8 protein-coding genes and 3 tRNA genes are annotated in these 15,188 nt (G+C 71.2%); 5 read left to right on the forward strand and 6 right to left on the reverse strand.

Annotated features, from left to right (window positions below; genetic code table 11):
- The first annotated feature begins 30 nt into the window (after positions 1-30).
- The gene (locus OG580_RS11055) at positions 31-2,316 is read left to right on the forward strand and encodes a SpoIIE family protein phosphatase (RefSeq protein ID WP_267043486.1); all 2,286 of its coding nucleotides are present in this window, start codon (positions 31-33) and stop codon (positions 2,314-2,316) included.
- A gap of 111 nt (positions 2,317-2,427) precedes the next feature.
- Here OG580_RS11055 and OG580_RS11060 read toward each other — a convergent pair whose 3' ends face one another.
- On the reverse strand, positions 2,428-5,760 hold the full coding sequence (locus tag OG580_RS11060; protein ID WP_267043487.1) for a S8 family serine peptidase: 3,333 nt from the start codon (positions 5,758-5,760) through the stop codon (positions 2,428-2,430).
- Between the two features lie 228 nt (positions 5,761-5,988).
- On the opposite strand from OG580_RS11060, the gene OG580_RS11065 reads away from it, so the two are divergent.
- Both OG580_RS11065 and OG580_RS11070 read left to right on the forward strand, forming a co-directional pair.
- Positions 5,989-6,990, forward strand: a complete 1,002-nt coding sequence (locus OG580_RS11065; RefSeq protein ID WP_267043488.1) for a helix-turn-helix domain-containing protein — start codon at positions 5,989-5,991, stop codon at positions 6,988-6,990.
- Between the two features lie 141 nt (positions 6,991-7,131).
- The gene (locus OG580_RS11070) at positions 7,132-10,878 is read left to right on the forward strand and encodes a S8 family serine peptidase (protein WP_267043489.1); all 3,747 of its coding nucleotides are present in this window, start codon (positions 7,132-7,134) and stop codon (positions 10,876-10,878) included.
- A gap of 60 nt (positions 10,879-10,938) precedes the next feature.
- Here OG580_RS11070 and OG580_RS11075 read toward each other — a convergent pair whose 3' ends face one another.
- The 5 genes from OG580_RS11075 to OG580_RS11095 form a co-directional block, all read right to left on the reverse strand.
- Positions 10,939-11,907 (reverse strand): helix-turn-helix domain-containing protein, encoded by a 969-nt coding sequence (locus tag OG580_RS11075; protein ID WP_267043490.1) that lies wholly within the window; start codon positions 11,905-11,907, stop codon positions 10,939-10,941.
- A 410-nt stretch (positions 11,908-12,317) separates the two neighbouring features.
- A complete protein-coding gene (locus tag OG580_RS11080) occupies positions 12,318-12,476 on the reverse strand; it encodes a hypothetical protein (protein WP_267043491.1) in 159 nt (52 codons plus the stop codon).
- Between the two features lie 319 nt (positions 12,477-12,795).
- Positions 12,796-12,872, reverse strand: a tRNA-Ile gene (locus tag OG580_RS11085).
- A 165-nt stretch (positions 12,873-13,037) separates the two neighbouring features.
- Positions 13,038-13,110, reverse strand: a tRNA-Asn gene (locus tag OG580_RS11090).
- A 7-nt stretch (positions 13,111-13,117) separates the two neighbouring features.
- A tRNA-Asn gene (locus tag OG580_RS11095) sits at positions 13,118-13,190 on the reverse strand.
- A 159-nt stretch (positions 13,191-13,349) separates the two neighbouring features.
- On the opposite strand from OG580_RS11095, the gene OG580_RS11100 reads away from it, so the two are divergent.
- Both OG580_RS11100 and OG580_RS11105 read left to right on the forward strand, forming a co-directional pair.
- Entirely contained in the window at positions 13,350-13,661 is a 312-nt protein-coding gene (locus OG580_RS11100) for a YtxH domain-containing protein (RefSeq protein ID WP_267047967.1), read from the forward strand.
- A 39-nt stretch (positions 13,662-13,700) separates the two neighbouring features.
- Positions 13,701-15,140: an FGGY family carbohydrate kinase gene (locus OG580_RS11105; protein ID WP_267043492.1), complete on the forward strand. Its 1,440-nt coding sequence runs from the start codon at positions 13,701-13,703 to the stop codon at positions 15,138-15,140.
- The last annotated feature ends 48 nt before the right edge of the window (positions 15,141-15,188 follow it).

Here is a 15,188-nt window from a genome sequence, read left to right on the forward strand (position 1 = left end):
CGTCGGGGAACACATGGAGGCGAGCTGCCCATGGCACCGGACGACGCGCTGCTCGTGACCGACGCAGCGGGTGTCGTGGTCGCGTGGAGCCAGGAGGCCAGGTCCCTGTTCGCCCGTGACAGGTCCGAAGCCCTCGGCCGTCCCGTCATCGAGCTGCTGGCCCGAGCCGGGATCGCAGCCGGCGTCGATGCGGATCGCCTTCCCGGCAACCCGGCGCCCGTCCCAGGGCTCGCGATACGGCCCGTGGCCTTGCCCGATGGCAGCTCGGGCTGGAGCGTCCACCTTCTCCGATCGCAGGAGAACGCGGACGCGCGAGAACAGGCACTGCTGAAGGCCCTGTTCACTCAATCACCCATCGGCATGCAGGTACTGGATCCCCAGCTGCGCGTCCTGCGGGTGAACACCGCCGCGTCGGGGATGAGCGCGTTCGACCACACACACCTGCTCGGTCGCCGCCTCGGCGACGTGTTCCGGTTGTCCGACCCCGACGAGGCCGCGGCGCTGGTGCGCGGCGTGCTCGCCACCGGCGAACCCGCGGTCGACAGACTCGTGCGCGTCCGCCCGCCCAACGACCCGAATCAGGAGCACGCGTACTCCGTCTCCGTGTTCCGGCTCCAGGACACCGACGGCCAGGTGCTCGGCCTCTCCACGGCGGCGGTGGACGTCACCGTCCGCGAGCGTGCCCTCGCCCGCGCCCGGGTCATCAGCGCCGTACGGGAGCACGTGGGGAAGACGCTGGAGCTGGATGTCACCTGCGGCGAACTCGTCGACGTCCTCGTGCCCGCCTTCGCCGACGCCGCGGAGGTCGACCTGTTGGACCCCGTCGTCCACGGTGAGGAACCCCCGTCGGCGCCCGTCGGACCCGACGTACCCCTGCGCCGTATGTCCTTCGCCTCGACGGACCGTCGAGGGGACTCGCTTGGCGCCGTGGCGGGCCCGTTCCGCTTTCCGGCAGCGTGGCTGCGGTCACTGACCGACCTACGACCTCATCTGGCCACCAGCCGCCCAGGCGACGGCCCCGCGCACTCCGCCATCGTCACCCCGCTGACCCTCCGGGGCGGCGTGTACGGAACGCTGAGCCTCTTCCGGTCCCCCGACCGCGATCCGTTCGTGGACGAGGACCTCGACCTCGCCCTGGACATCGCCGCGCGCACCGCGCTGCACATCGACAACGCACGCCGCTACACGCGCGAGCACACCATCGCCCTGACCCTGCAACGCCGTCTTCTGCCCCAGCGTCCGGAGCCGCAAGTCGCTGTGGAGAGCGCTCATTTCTCCCAGTCGGCCGAGGCCGGGGGCGGATGGTTCGACGTCTTCCCGCTCTCCGGCGCGCGCGTCGCCCTCACCGTCGGCCGCGTCTCCGGTACCGGCATCCACTCCGCCATGGCGATGGGCCAACTGCGCACCGCCATCCATACCCTGGCCGCGCTCGACCTGGAACCCGACGAACTCCTCGCCCGCCTCGACGACACGGTGAACCGACTCGCCGCCGAACGCGCCGGCCTCCCACCCGGCGACCCCCTGCGGAGCCAGACGCTGACCGCCGACTGCCTCTATGGCGTCTACGACCCGCTGGCCATGAACTGCGTCATCGCCCTCGCCGGTGGTCCGCGACCGGTACTCGCGTATCCCGACGGAACCACCGGGACAGTCGACGTTCCCTCCGCGCCCCCACTGGGCGGTGGCGAAGGAGCACCGTTCGCGAGCACGCGCCTCGAACTGCCCGAAGGGAGCGTCCTCGCGCTGTACACCGGCGCGTTCCTTCCCGCCGACGAGACGGAGAGGAAGGCTGGGCAGGACCGTCTGCGGCAGATCCTCGTGGACAGTGGACGCCCGCTGGACGACCTGCGCGACGAGGCCGTGAGCACGGTTCCGGCCCCTTCCCCCGGCGACGATGCGGTACTGCTTCTCGTGCGGACCCGCTCACTCGACCCCGGCCTCGTCTCCACCTGGGACCTGCCGGCAGACCCCGCGGCCATCGCCACGGCCCGAGCCCGGACGCGGCGCACGCTGGCCGAATGGAATCTCGACGAACTCTCGCTCACCACCGAGCTCATCGTCAGCGAACTGGCCACCAACGCCGTGCGTCACGGCGCACCGCCCATCAGGCTCCGCCTGATCAAGGGCGCCCGTACGCTCACCTTCGAGGTCAACGACTCCAGCCCCGTCTCACCGCACCTTCGCCACGCGCAGACCAGTGACGAGGGCGGCCGCGGCCTGTTCATCTGCGCCGAAGCCGCACAGAGCTGGGGCGTCCGCTTCAGCGACGCCGGCAAGACCATCTGGACGGAACAGGAACTCCCCCACCCGGCATAGCGCCGTGGCGAAGCCCATGCCGAAAGGCCCGCCGGGCGCCCCTCCCCCACGGCGGGGCGGGCCCGGCGGGCCGGTTCGGTGTAGTCCTGGTTCGGTGTGGCTCCGGTTCGGTTACGGGGCGATGCGGAAGCTCCGGATCATCGTCTGGACGAGCTTGTTGCCGTCCTCGTCCTCCGCGGTGATCCGGTACGACGCGAAGCCCGCCGTGTCCGGCATGCGCAGGAGCGCCGTGCCCCGGGCTCCTGTCCGGAGCACAGGAGCGTTCTGCCAGGTGACGCCGTCGTCGTGGCTGACGGCCAGCTCCAGATCGCGCAGGTCCACGGCGTCGGTGTCCTGCCGGGCCACGTCGAGAGTCACGGGCAGCGACTTCCCGGCGCGTGCGTCGATGCCGTCCTGGAGGAAGGCTGTGTCAAGTCGTGCGAGCAGCAGGGGCAGCAGGGGCTTCTGTCCCTCGGCCGGCTTGCCGGAGCGGAAGGTCCAGGTGGTCTCGGACTTCGTGCCCAACGGGGTCCAGCCGGCCTGTCGGACGGCGGTGGACGTCACCGTGTAGGTGGCGGTCTCGTCGGGCACGGTCACCTTCGCACCGACCGGGGTGGCGTTGCTGCCGAGCAGTTCGCCGTCCCGCCACATGGTGGTGGTACCGGTCGCGTCCGTGGGGACGTTCATCCGCGCATGATGCCCGTACTCACCGACATTGAAGGGCGCGTGGATGAGATTGATCTGGTCACCGTCGCGGAACGAGTCGGAGCGCTGGCCCATGTTGATCTGCCCGTAGTACCGGTCGGGATTGACCGGGCTCCGGTTCCACGTCGTGTTCGTACGGCCCGGCTTCAGAGTGCCGAAGCCGTCGATCATGCCCTGCTTGCCGCCGCCGTTGACGATCGCCGTGCGCATCCAGTTGATGTTCTCGCCGGGCGTGTAGTACTCCACCCGGTCCGCGAGCGGCAGCGGCTCCACGAACTGGTGGACGTTGCCGAGGCCGCCTCCGCCGGTGACTATAGGCTGGTCGCGACGGAAGACCCGTTCCATGGTGCCGTGCCCGTGGTATTTGGTGTGCACCTGGGCGAGGTCGCGGTCGTGCACGACGTAGGAGAGGTCGTCCGGAACCTGGCCGTCGCCGAGGAACACCAGGTTGTAGAACCAGCCGTCGGCGGTGAGCATCGGCACGTTCCCGGCCGCGTCCTTGGGCACCAGGGTGGGCCGGTAGGCGAAGCGCAAGACGTGGTCGTCGACCTTTTCCGTCGGGGTGGCGAAGAACTCGTGCCGGGCGCCGTAGACCGACACGTACGCCTGCTGGATGGAGCTGCGCCCGCCCTCCGCGGGCGTGACGGCCGCCATGATGTACAGCTCGGCGAAGACCCGTCCGGCGTCGTCCTTGTCGACCCGGACCGTGATGGGCTTGGCGGTACGGGCGTCCAGCGTCGTCGACGCGTCGCCACTCACCTCGACGTTCGTCCGCGTGACCAGCGCCACCTGCGGCGCGGCCTTCGGGTCGGCGGCGTCGCGGGTCTCCAGGTACGTGAGGATGTCGTACCGGCCCTTGGGCAGCCGGGCTGTCCCCCGGCCGCTGGTGAGGACCGGCAGGTCGTACTGGCGGCCGTCGGCGGTGTTGATGAGGTAACCGCGCGTGGAGGTGGGGGCGTTGCCGTCCCGGCCCGTCGCGTGGATCGTGAGGTTGTACGCCTCGATGTCGAAGAGGGCACCGAGCGCCGTGGTCAGGCGGATGCCCGGGGCGGTCGCGTCGAGGTGCCCGGAGTACGTGCCTGCGGTGCCCTTGGTCGGGTCGACGGTGACGGTGGTTCCGGCCGTGCCGTGGGCCGGCACGGTCAGCGTCGTGTCTGCCACGGTGAACAGGCCGGCGGGGGTGTTGACCGACGGCTTGATGTCGAGCCTGACGGCGGTGTCGGTGTCGTTGCGGTAGCTGACGGGCCGGACGACCGGATTCGCGGGATAGGGGAAGCGGAACCGGGGGGCGATGCCCGCGCTGGTCACGGCCAGGTCCTGGGCGGTCGCCCGGGCGACGTCCAGGCGGCCGGCGCCCTGGCCGTACACGGAGACACCGTCCAGCGGCTGGGCGCTGCTCATCAGTGCCGCCTTGAGCTGCGGGGCCTTCCAGTCCGGGTGGCGCTGAGCGAGCAGCGCGACACCTCCGGCGACCGCCGGCGCGGCCATCGAGGTTCCGCTCGCATTGGTGTACGCGGTGCCGACCGGGGTGCCCATCGTCGTGCCGGAGGCTCGGGGCGCGATGATGCCCTGCCCGGGTGCGGCGATGTCGGGCTTGAGAGCGGAGTCCCCGACTCGGGGGCCGCGGCTGGAGAAGGGGCTGAGGGTGTCGGTCTTGGTCACGCTGCCGACGGTCAGCGCGGCGTCCGCCGAGCCGGGGCTGCCCACGGTGAGATCGCCACCGGAGTTGCCCGCCGAGATGACGAAGAGGGAACCGGACTCATCTGTCAGGGAGTTGACGGCGAGGGCGAGCGGGTCCGTGCCGTCCGTGGGGTCACCGCCCAGGCTCATGTTGATCGCCGCAGGGTGCTTCCCGGCCGCCCACTGCATTCCGGCGAGGATGTCGCTCTCGGTGCAGCGCCCCGAGTCGCCGCACACCTTGCCTACGAGGAGCGTGGCACCGGGTGCGACACCCTTGTACGTACCCCCGGACTGCGCCCCGGACCCGGCCACGATGCCTGCCACATGGGTGCCGTGGCCGTGACCGTCCTTCACGCCGATCACGCTGTTCGTGAAGTCCACGGCCTCCGTGACCCGTCCGGCCAGGTCGGGGTGGGTGGCGTCGTAACCGGTGTCGAGGACGGCGACGGTACGGCCGGTGCCGTCGTAGCCGTTCTGCCAGGCGGTGGGGGCGCCGATCTGGTTGTTGCGCTGCTCGTTCAGGACCTGTCGCGTGCCGTCGAGCCAGACGCGGCCGATGCCGCCGCCGATGCCGCGCGCCTTCGCCCCGGTCTTGAGCTCCTTCCACAGATCGTCGCGGTCGGAGCGTTCCACCGTGGCGGCGGCGCCGTCGATGCTGGGCAGGGCGCGGGTGACGTCGATGTGGTCGGCGGCGGTCGCGGACCTGGACGAGCCCGCGTAGCCGAGGAGGAGCGGAAGGGGCTCGTTCGTGGCGTCGTCGAACCCACGCTGGAGGAGCGCGGTCACGTCAAAGAGCCGCTCATCGAGGACGTCCGCCGCGATGAGTTCCTGCGCGTCCGACGGAATGACGGATATGTACCTCTCCGACCCCTTCTCCTCGATCGCCTGGTAGAAGCCGATCGATTCGCGACCTTCTGCCGGGGTCACTTGAACCGTGGGGAGGCCGTCCGGCCCGGCGCCCAGATCGACCCGGTCTCCGGTGATCAGGGTTACGGAGCGGATCTGGGTGGAACCGGCGGAGTCGACCGAGGGGGTGCCGATCGCGGGTACCGCGGTGGCGGGTTGGACCGCGAGTGCCACGGTGAAGGCTGCCGCGGAGACGAGGGCGAGAGTGTGCCGCCCTCTGGTGCGCAGCGGAGACGGGCCGGACAAAGGGCTGCCCTCCGGGGGTGTGGGGAACAGATGCCCGGGGATCGTCACACATCAGGGCGGCGCGGAAAGTCGCAGGTGACTGGCGCTTTTGCGCCGCGTCTCATAAGCGCCACCCTGCTGAAGGTGAGATTCCGCTTGTGGGACACAATCCCGTTCATGGAACACACGTGGGAGGGTTCGCTCCGGGCACTGGGCCTCACCGAGGCCGAGGAGCGCGTCTACCGGACGGCCGTCACGGCAGGCACGTCAGAGCCCGGTGGCCTCGCCGACGACACCGGAATCCCCCCGGACCAAGTCGTCGCCGTACTCGGCGTGCTCCGCGCCAAAGGGCTGATGACGACGCGTCCCGGCGGCACGGGTGACCTCGTTCCCGCCGCGCCGGATGTCGCTCTGTCCTCGACCCTGCTGACCTGGGAGCACGAGCTGCAGAAGGCGCGGATCGCGCTCGCGGAGCTGACGTCCGCCCACCGGGCGCGGGAACGCTGGACGGCAGGGGACGCCGGGGCCGTGGAGACCGTCACCGGGGCGGAGGCGGTGGCTCACTGGTTCCGGCATCTGCAACGCAGCGCGACCGAGGAGTTCCTGGCCTGTACCCGTGGGCCGTACATGGCGGTCCATGGGGCTTCCAACGGCGCCGAGGTAGCGGCGTTCGCCGAGCGCGGCGTCGTCAGCCGCGGACTCATCGACCGCTCCGTACTCGCCGACTCCTCGATCCACGACGAGCTGCTCGCGGCACTCGACCGGGGCCAGGACGTGCGCTTCGTCGACGAGCTGCCGGTGAAGATGGTCATCGCCGACCGCTCCCTCGCGATGGTTCCGCTGGCCACTCCCGGCAGTACGGAACCCGGGGCGGTCGTCATACGGTCGAGCGGACTCCTCGACGCTCTCCTGGCACTCTTCGAGCAGCTGTGGGACCGCGGGGTGCAGCTTCGCGACGCTCTGGACCCGGACGGCGGGGGGACCGACTTCACCCCGGCCCCGCTCGACCGCCGCATCCTCGCACTCCTGCTCGCCGGACACACCGACGAGGCCACAGGCAAGCAGCTCGGCCTGGCACGCCGCACGGTACAGCGTCGGGTGAGCACCCTAATGGAGGCCGCCAACGTGCACACGCGCCTCCAGCTCGGGTGGCACGCACGTGACCGAGGGTGGCTGTAGGGCGGGACGCATGCCGGTGCGGCCCCGGCAGGACGCGTACCGGAGTCGCGACGCCGTCGTGCTGGCGGGGTTCGGGAGGGCGGAAGTCCGCCACCCCTCAGAGCTGGTCCCGCCCCGGGGAGCCGCCCCAAGATCGCCCCCATGACACGTGAACGACCCTCCCGACCCGGTGCGCCCCGACCGGCCCACACCGGCCGACGCACCCTGCTGGCGGCCACCATCGTCGCGCTCGCCGGCGGACTCGTCATTCCCCTCGGCTCCGCGACCGCCCAGCCCGCCGGCGCGCAGGCATCCGCGCCCAGCGCCGCCGCTGCCGGCCGGCACGACATCACCCTCGTCACCGGCGACGTGGTGCACTACCTGGACGGCCCCGGCAACCAGGACGTCGTCACCGTCGGCGACCCGGGCGACGCCGAACCGAACGTCCGCATCCAGGAGTTCGGCGACCACCTGTACGTGGTGCCCGAGAAGGCCGAGGCACTGCTTGCCGCCGGCCGGCTCGACCGCCGCCTGTTCGACATCAGGGCGCTCGTGGAGATGGGGTACGACGACGCGCGCAGCGGCGGCCTGCCGCTGATCGCCACGTACGCCGACACAACCGCCCGCTCGCTGCCCGCCGCGCCCGACGGCAGCGCCGTGACCCGGCGTCTGGAGAGCATCCACGGCGCCGCGCTCAAGGCCGACAAGCGCAGCCTCGACACCTTCTGGGCCGATGTCGCGGCCTCGCCGAAGGCCCGGTCGCTCGGCGGCGGCATAGCGAAGCTGTGGCTGGACGGCCGCGTCGAGGCCGCCCTGAAGGACTCCGTGCCGCAGGTCGGCGCACCCCAGGCATGGGCCGTGGGCTACGACGGCAAGGGCATCAAGGTCGCCGTCCTCGACACGGGCATCGACCCGAGCCACCCTGACGTCAAGGACCACATCGTCGGGTCGAAGAGCTTCGTTCCCGGCCAGGAAGTACTGGACAAGCACGGCCACGGCACCCACTGCGCCTCCACGATCGCCGGTTCCGGCGCCGCCTCGGACGGCGCGAACAAGGGCGTCGCACCGGGCGCCGACCTGCTGATCGGCAAGGTCCTCAGCGACTCGGGCTCCGGCGCCGACTCGGGGATCATCGAGGCCATGGAGTGGGCCAAGGCCGAGGGCGCCGACGTCGTCAGCATGAGCCTCGGCTCGTCTGTCCCCGATGACGGCGACAACCCGATGGCCCAGGCCGTCGACGCGCTCTCCGCCGGCGGCGGCCCACTGTTCGTCATCGCGGCCGGCAACGCGTACGCGGAGGGATCGATCGGGGCGCCCGGCTCGGCCGAAAAGGCGCTGACCGTCGCCGCGGTCGACAAGTCCGACCGGCGCGCGTCCTTCTCCAGCATGGGCCCGCTGGTGCGCTCGTACGCGCTCAAGCCGGACATCTCCGCACCCGGTGTCAACATCAACGCGGCCGCCTCGCAGGCCGTCCCGAACACCACCGGCATGTACCGCTCGATGTCGGGCACCTCGATGGCCACCCCGCACGTCGCCGGCGCCGCCGCGATCCTCAAGCAGCGCCACCCCGACTGGACAGGGCAGCAGCTCAAGGACGCGCTGATGACCACGTCCAAGCAGCTCACCGCCTACACGCCGTACCAGATGGGCACCGGCCGCCTGGACGTCAAGGCCGCCCTCGACAGCACCGTCGAGGCCACCGGCTCGGTCGCGGCCGCCACCTACGACTGGCCACACGCGGCCACCGACACCGCCGCTCAGCGCACCATCACGTACCGCAATCACGGCACCGCGGACGTCACGCTCAATCTGACGCTCGACACCACCAGCGCCGCCTACAGCCTGTCGCGGACATCGGTCACCGTCCCGGCAGGCGGCACCGCGCAGACCGTGCTCACCCTGGACCCGACCCAGGTCCCAGCCGCCACCACCTTCTCCGGCCAGGTCATCGCCACCAACGCCGCCAATGACGCGGTCGCCGCGCACACCGGCTTCGCGCTGCACAAGGAGCGCGAGCTGCACAACCTGACGGTCAAGCTCCTCGACCGTCAGGGCAAGCCGGCCACCGGCCGCGTGGTGCTCGCCAAGCTCGGCGATCAGGACCCGTCGATTCTCCAGCTGAACGGCGAGCAGACCCTGCGGCTGCCCCCCGGCAACTACGGGGCCTGGGCCGTCATGGACACCACCGGCGACCGCGCGGACTCACTCGCCATGATGTTCCTGGTCGACCCCGAGACGATGCTGGACAAGGACACCACGATCACGCTGGATGCGAGCAAGGCCCGTAAGATCAGCGTCCGAACGCCCGAGGAGTCCGAGACCCGGCAGTGGCGCTACGACATGGCCCGGACCGCTCCCAGCGGTGCCGTGTTCCGTGAGGCGTACCCGATCCCGGTCAAGTACGACCAGCTGTGGGCGACTCCGACCGAGCAGGTCACCGAGGGCGGCTTCAGCTTCCTGACCCGCTGGCGACAGGGCCAGGAACGGTACGACGTGACCGCCGACGACCGCGACGTGCCGGTCACCGTGCAGAACGGCACACCCGGCACCAACGGGCGACTCCAGCTGCGTGCGGTCTACGCGGGCAACGGTGCCGCCTCCGACTACGCCGGACTGGACGTGCGCGGCAAGGCCGTCATCGTCGACCGCAGCGACGCCGTCAAGCCCACCGACCGGGTGGCGAACGCGGTCGCCGCCGGAGCCAAGGCACTGTTCGTCGTCAACGACGGCGCCGGCAACCTGCTCGAGTCCTACAGCGCCAGCGGCACGACTGCGGCCATCCCGGTCCTGTCCGTGCGCCGCGAGGACGGCCGACGGCTCGTCGACGACGCCCGCGACGGCGGCCTGCGGCTCACCGTCGACCAGCACCAGTTCGCGGAGTACCTGTACGACCTGGTCTCCCGGCACGACGGCGCCATCCCGGATCGCTCGCTGGCCTACGCCCCCGACGAGGACGACCTGGCCCGCGTGGACAGCGCCTACTACGGCCACCGCGCGGCGCTCGGCGGCGGCTACCGCTACGACCTCCCCGGGTACGGAGCGGGCGTCGGTTTCCGGGAGTGGGAGTCCTACCCGGCCACCCGCACCGAGTGGGTGACCCCGCAGACCGGCAAGGCGCTCTGGTACGAGGACCACTCGGTGTTCCAGCCGGGCACGTCCAGCACCGGCCTGGAGATGCGCGGCACCCGGTCCGCCTACCTCCCGGGCAAGCGCTTCCGCGCCGACTGGTTCGCGCCGGTGCAGAGGCCGCGCCTGGGCACCGAGTTCTGGGGTCCGTTCCGCGACACCGGCGGCAACATGCAGTTCAACATGCCCGCCTGGGCCGACTCCGGCACGGGCCACGCCGGCGCCATGCCCGGGGACACCGAGTCGCTCGCGCTCTACCGGGACGGCGTCCTGGTCAGGCAGGGACAGTTCCAGTCGCTCGTCACCTTCGACCAGCCCGCGGAGACGCTTCCGTACACCCTGGTCCAGGACGCCTCCCGTGACTCGGCCGCCTGGAAGACCTCGGTCCGCACCCACACCGAGTGGGACTTCAGGTCCGGCAAGGACGACCTGACCGGGCCGAACAAGGGCAAGCTGCGGCTGCTCCAGCTCGACTACGGCGTCGACACCGACCTCACGGGCGACACCAAGGCAGGGACGCGGACGGAGGTCACCCTGTCCGCCGCCACCCAGGCATGGCTGGCCGACCAGGCCAAGGCCACCGAGGCAACCCTGTCCGTGTCCTACGACGACGGCGGGACCTGGACCCCGGTCACGTTGAGCCGAACGGCCGACGGCGCGTGGAAGGCGTCCTTCGTGACGCCGGACACCCCCGGCGGATTCGTCTCCCTCAAGGCCACCGCCAAGGCCGAGGGCGGACTCGGCATCACCCAGGAAGTCATCCGGGCCTTCGGCCTGCGCTGATCCCCCACCTGCCCGACGGTGGTCGGCCCGCACGCCGCGGTCGCCCACCGCCGGGCGCTCTCACCGGCTGATCCAGCCCGACTCGGCGACGTGCCAGCCCAGTTGCATCCGGGTGTCGACGCCGGTCAGCTCCATCAGCCGCCGCATCCGCCGCTGCACCGTACGAAGCCCCAGCTCCAGCTGCTTGGCCACCATCGAGTCGGTCTGCCCCAGCAAGAGCAGGGAAAGGATCCGCACGTCGGTCTCGTCCGGCCCCTCCACCTGCTCGTCCACCGTCGCTCCTCCCGCGGTCAGCACGACGGGCCTCGCCTCGGCCCACACCGCCTCGAACAGGCCCACCAGGACGTCCACCATCCCCGCCGCGTGAACCACCACGGCCGAGGGTTCGGCCGAGGCCCGGACGAGGGGCACCAGGCCCACCGTCCCGTCGGACACGAGCAGCTCGGTGGGCACACGATCGACCACTCGCACCTGCTGCCCCCGGTCGAGGGCCGCCGCCAGCGGCCCCATGATCCCAGGACGGTCCAGGACCCGACGCTCGATCACCACCCGGTACCCCACCCCGCGTCCGGTAGCCAGCTCCTCGGCCCCGCGCATTGCGACCGTGTCGCCCGGCACCAGGGCAAGCACCTCCCGTGTGGCCGACGCCCGCACCTGCTCAAAGCGGTTGCGCACGGCCTCGGCGCCGGCCACCACGTCCACCACGTCGTACCCGGCCGGCCGGACCGCCGTACGCCGGTAGTCCTCGGCCAAGGACAGGGCAGCGGCCTCCGCCTGTGCCAGTTCGTGGCGGCGCTGAGCGAGCAGCCCGGTCAGCGCCAACGCCGGAGGCGCCGGCACATGGTGCCCCGACGCGTCGCCCGACGGCGTGACCAACCCCCGGCCGGTCAGGCTCTTCAACACAGCAGCCACCTCCGCCTCGGTGACCCCGAGGTCGCGGGCCAACGTGGGGGCGCCGGCGGAGCCGGACTCCACGAGGCCGCGGTAGACGGCCTCTTCCCGCTCCCCCAGTCCCACGATCTCCAGCATGGCTTGCTCCTTTCATCGGGTACCGCAAGGGCCCGGGACCTCCATGGAGACCCCGGGTCCGCGACGGACCGGGTGACGCCCACCGAAGTCCGGATCCGGATGGGGATAGCCCCGTCCCCACGACGTCCGCCGTGTCGTCGGCGATCGCGATGCGGTGCTTCCCTTCGGGCAGCCGGATCTCCGCGCCCCGCCGCGCAGCGGGGACTGTTCGAGGCACCGTCCCCGGATCACGGCCGTCAGATCGTCACACGCACTCGCCAGACGGGGTTTCGCCGACAGCTGTCGCATGTGCGCCCGGGCACAAAGACGCCACCGCCCGAGAAGGCAGGGAGGCTGGGTGTGGCGGCCTGCCCAAGAGCCCTAGCAGGAGGCCGCGATCAGCGGCCTGCGCGCCGTTGGCCACTGATCGTTCAGCTAGTGCCGCCGCCCATCGGCGTCGAGTTCAGGACGACGAGGGCGGCGATGTGGTGTTCCCGAGCGGCGTCCGCGGTCATGGCAGGCGCATGCCCCTCTACCTCCAGGCACTCGTGGACGGCGAGGGGTTCGAGGAGCAGGTGGAGGTGGCGCACTCGGCCCCAACTACCGACCGAGCAAGCGGCCCCGGAACCCCACCGACGAGCCTCCGACCAACTGACCGATGAAGCAAGAGGGGCATCAAGGATGCAGAATTCAACACAGTGTGCGGCGTGTCACACGCAAGGGCTGTGGGATCGCTGTGGGATCATCGTCGTGGCTCCACACCCAGGTTCCACCTAAAACCCCAGGTCAAGAAGGTCAAGGCCCGTTGCGGCGGACCAGAAGCGCACGTTTCGCCGCACCGATGCGAGGCGTTCGCCGCACGCGAAAACACCCCTCCAGGGGCGTTTTCGCAGGTCAGAACGTTTTTCTTGGTGGGGCGGGTGGGACTCGAACCCACGGCCGACGGATTATGAGTCCGCTGCTCTAACCGGCTGAGCTACCGCCCCGAACGCTGAGGCGCGTACATGTGTGCGCGCCGTCTGCCGCAGCATAGCCGCTCATACGATCTCCTGCTTCGGATGATCGGCTCTGCTGACCATGAAGACCCCGTCGCGCCGCGCTTGGTTCCCGGAGACGCGAAAAAGGACCCCGAAGGGTCCTCTTCCGTCCTGCTCCCCCGACTGGACTCGAACCAGTAACCTGCCGATTAACAGTCGGCTGCTCTGCCAATTGAGCTACAGGGGATCGCGCGCTCCCCCGACTGGACTCGAACCAGTAACCTGCCGATTAACAGTCGGCTGCTCTGCCAATTGAGCTACAGGGGATTGCTGCGTTTGCACCGAACGTACCCACTCCGGGTGTCCCGGGCGGGCGGTTGCTCGCTGCGACACATACATTAGCGCAAGCAGGGGGGTGCTCCGCCAATCGGTATCGCCGTGGGCACCAGCGATGCATCAGGGAAGCTCCAGGGAAGGGTGGTGGCCGTGCGGTACAAGCTGACGTTCGTCGTGGGACTTGCCCTCGGTTACGTGATCGGCACGCGGGCCGGACGCGAGCGGTACGAGGAGATGAAGAAGTCCGCCAGGGACTTCGCGCAGAACCCGGCCGTGCGCAACGCCGCCGAGTCGGCGGCCCAGACCGGGCGCCAGGTCGCGGGCAAGGCGGTGCACGCCGTGAGTGACACGGTGGGCGACAGGCTGCCGTCGTCCGTGACCGACCGGTTCCACGCGCTGTGCGGGCACGGGCGCTCCAACGGCAAGGTCGAGGACGACGACTGGGGCACCAGCAACACCTGAGCCCCCGCCGGGCCCCCACGTGCGGCAGAATCATGTGCCATGGGGATAGTCGCCGGACTCGACAGCTCTGCTGGATTCACGCGCATCGTCGTCTGTGACACGGACACGGGCGCCGTACTGCGCCAGGGGTACGCCGCACACCAGGGCGAACCCAAGGCCACCGAGGTCGATCCGCAGGCATGGCTGCTCTCCCTCGGGGAGGCCGCGACCGGCGGGCTCCTGGAGGGCGTGCAGGCCATCGGCGTCTCGGCCCAACAGAACGGGCTCGTGCCGCTCGACGCGCAGGGCGGTCTCGTACGGCCCGCGCTCGTCGGCAACGACAAGCGGGCCCAGGTCGCCGCGGCCGACCTCGTCGAGTCGCTCGGCGGGCGCCAGGCGTGGGCCGAGGCCGTCGGCTGCGTGCCGGGCTCCGGGCAGCCGGTCGCCAAACTGCGCTGGCTGGCCCGTACGGAGCCGGAGAACGCCCAGCGGATCGCGATGGTCCTCCAGCCGCACGACTGGCTGGTCTGGCAGCTCCTCGGCCGGCCCGCCCGCCGCACCACCGACCGCGGCGCCGCCTCCGGCACCGGCTACTGGTCGGCCCGGACCGGCGCGTACCGCCCCGACCTCCTGGAACTCGCCCTCGGGCACCAGGCCGTGCTGCCCGAGGTCCTCGGTCCCGCCGAGGCCGCCGGCACCACCCCCGAGGGGCTGCTCATCTCCGCCGGAACGGGCGAGACGATGGCCGCCGCGCTCGGTCTCGGTCTCGGCCCCGGCGACGCGGTCGTCTCGCTCGGCGCCTCCGGCTCCGTGATGGCCGTGCACCACGAGGCCCTCGCCGACCCCAGCGGCATGATCACCTCCTTCGCCGACGCCACCGGCATGCACCTGCCCGTCGTCCACACCTCCAACGCGGTACGGGTGCTGCGCGGCACCGCCGAGATGCTGGGCGTCGAGTCGCTGGAGGAGCTCTCCGCGCTCGCCCTGAAGTCGACGCCGGGCGCCTCCGGGCTCGTCCTGCTGCCCTACCTGGAGGGCGAGCGGACCCCGAACCTCCCGCACACCGCGGGCACCCTCAGCGGGCTGCGGCGCGAGTCGATGAAGCCCGAACACCTCGCGCGGGCCGCGTTCGAGGGGATGCTCTGCGCGCTCGCCGACGCCATGGACGTCCTGCGCGGGCGCGGTGTCGAGGTGCGGCGGGTCTTCCTGCTCGGCGCCTCGGCCGGCCTGACGGCCGTACAGGCCCTCGCGCCCGCGCTCCTCGGCGCGCAGGTCGTCGTCCCCCAGCCGGCCGACTACGCGGCGCTCGGAGCCGCCCGGCAGGCCGCCTGGGCCCTCGGGGTCGCCCGGGGCACGCTGTCGCCGTCCGCTCCCCCGGCCTGGCAGGGCGCCGCCGCCCAGGTCCTGGAACCCGGCGAGGAACTGCCGGTGGGACAGGCCGTGCGGCAGCAGTACGCGGCGACACGGGAGCAGATCCACCCGGGCGCGTTCGGCGCGTAGCCCCCGCCAGGGGGTGTCTTGCCGATCAGGCCGAGCCCCGCCTGATCG

It is taken from the genome of Streptomyces sp. NBC_00094 (assembly GCF_026343125.1).
GTDB lineage: Bacteria > Actinomycetota > Actinomycetes > Streptomycetales > Streptomycetaceae > Streptomyces.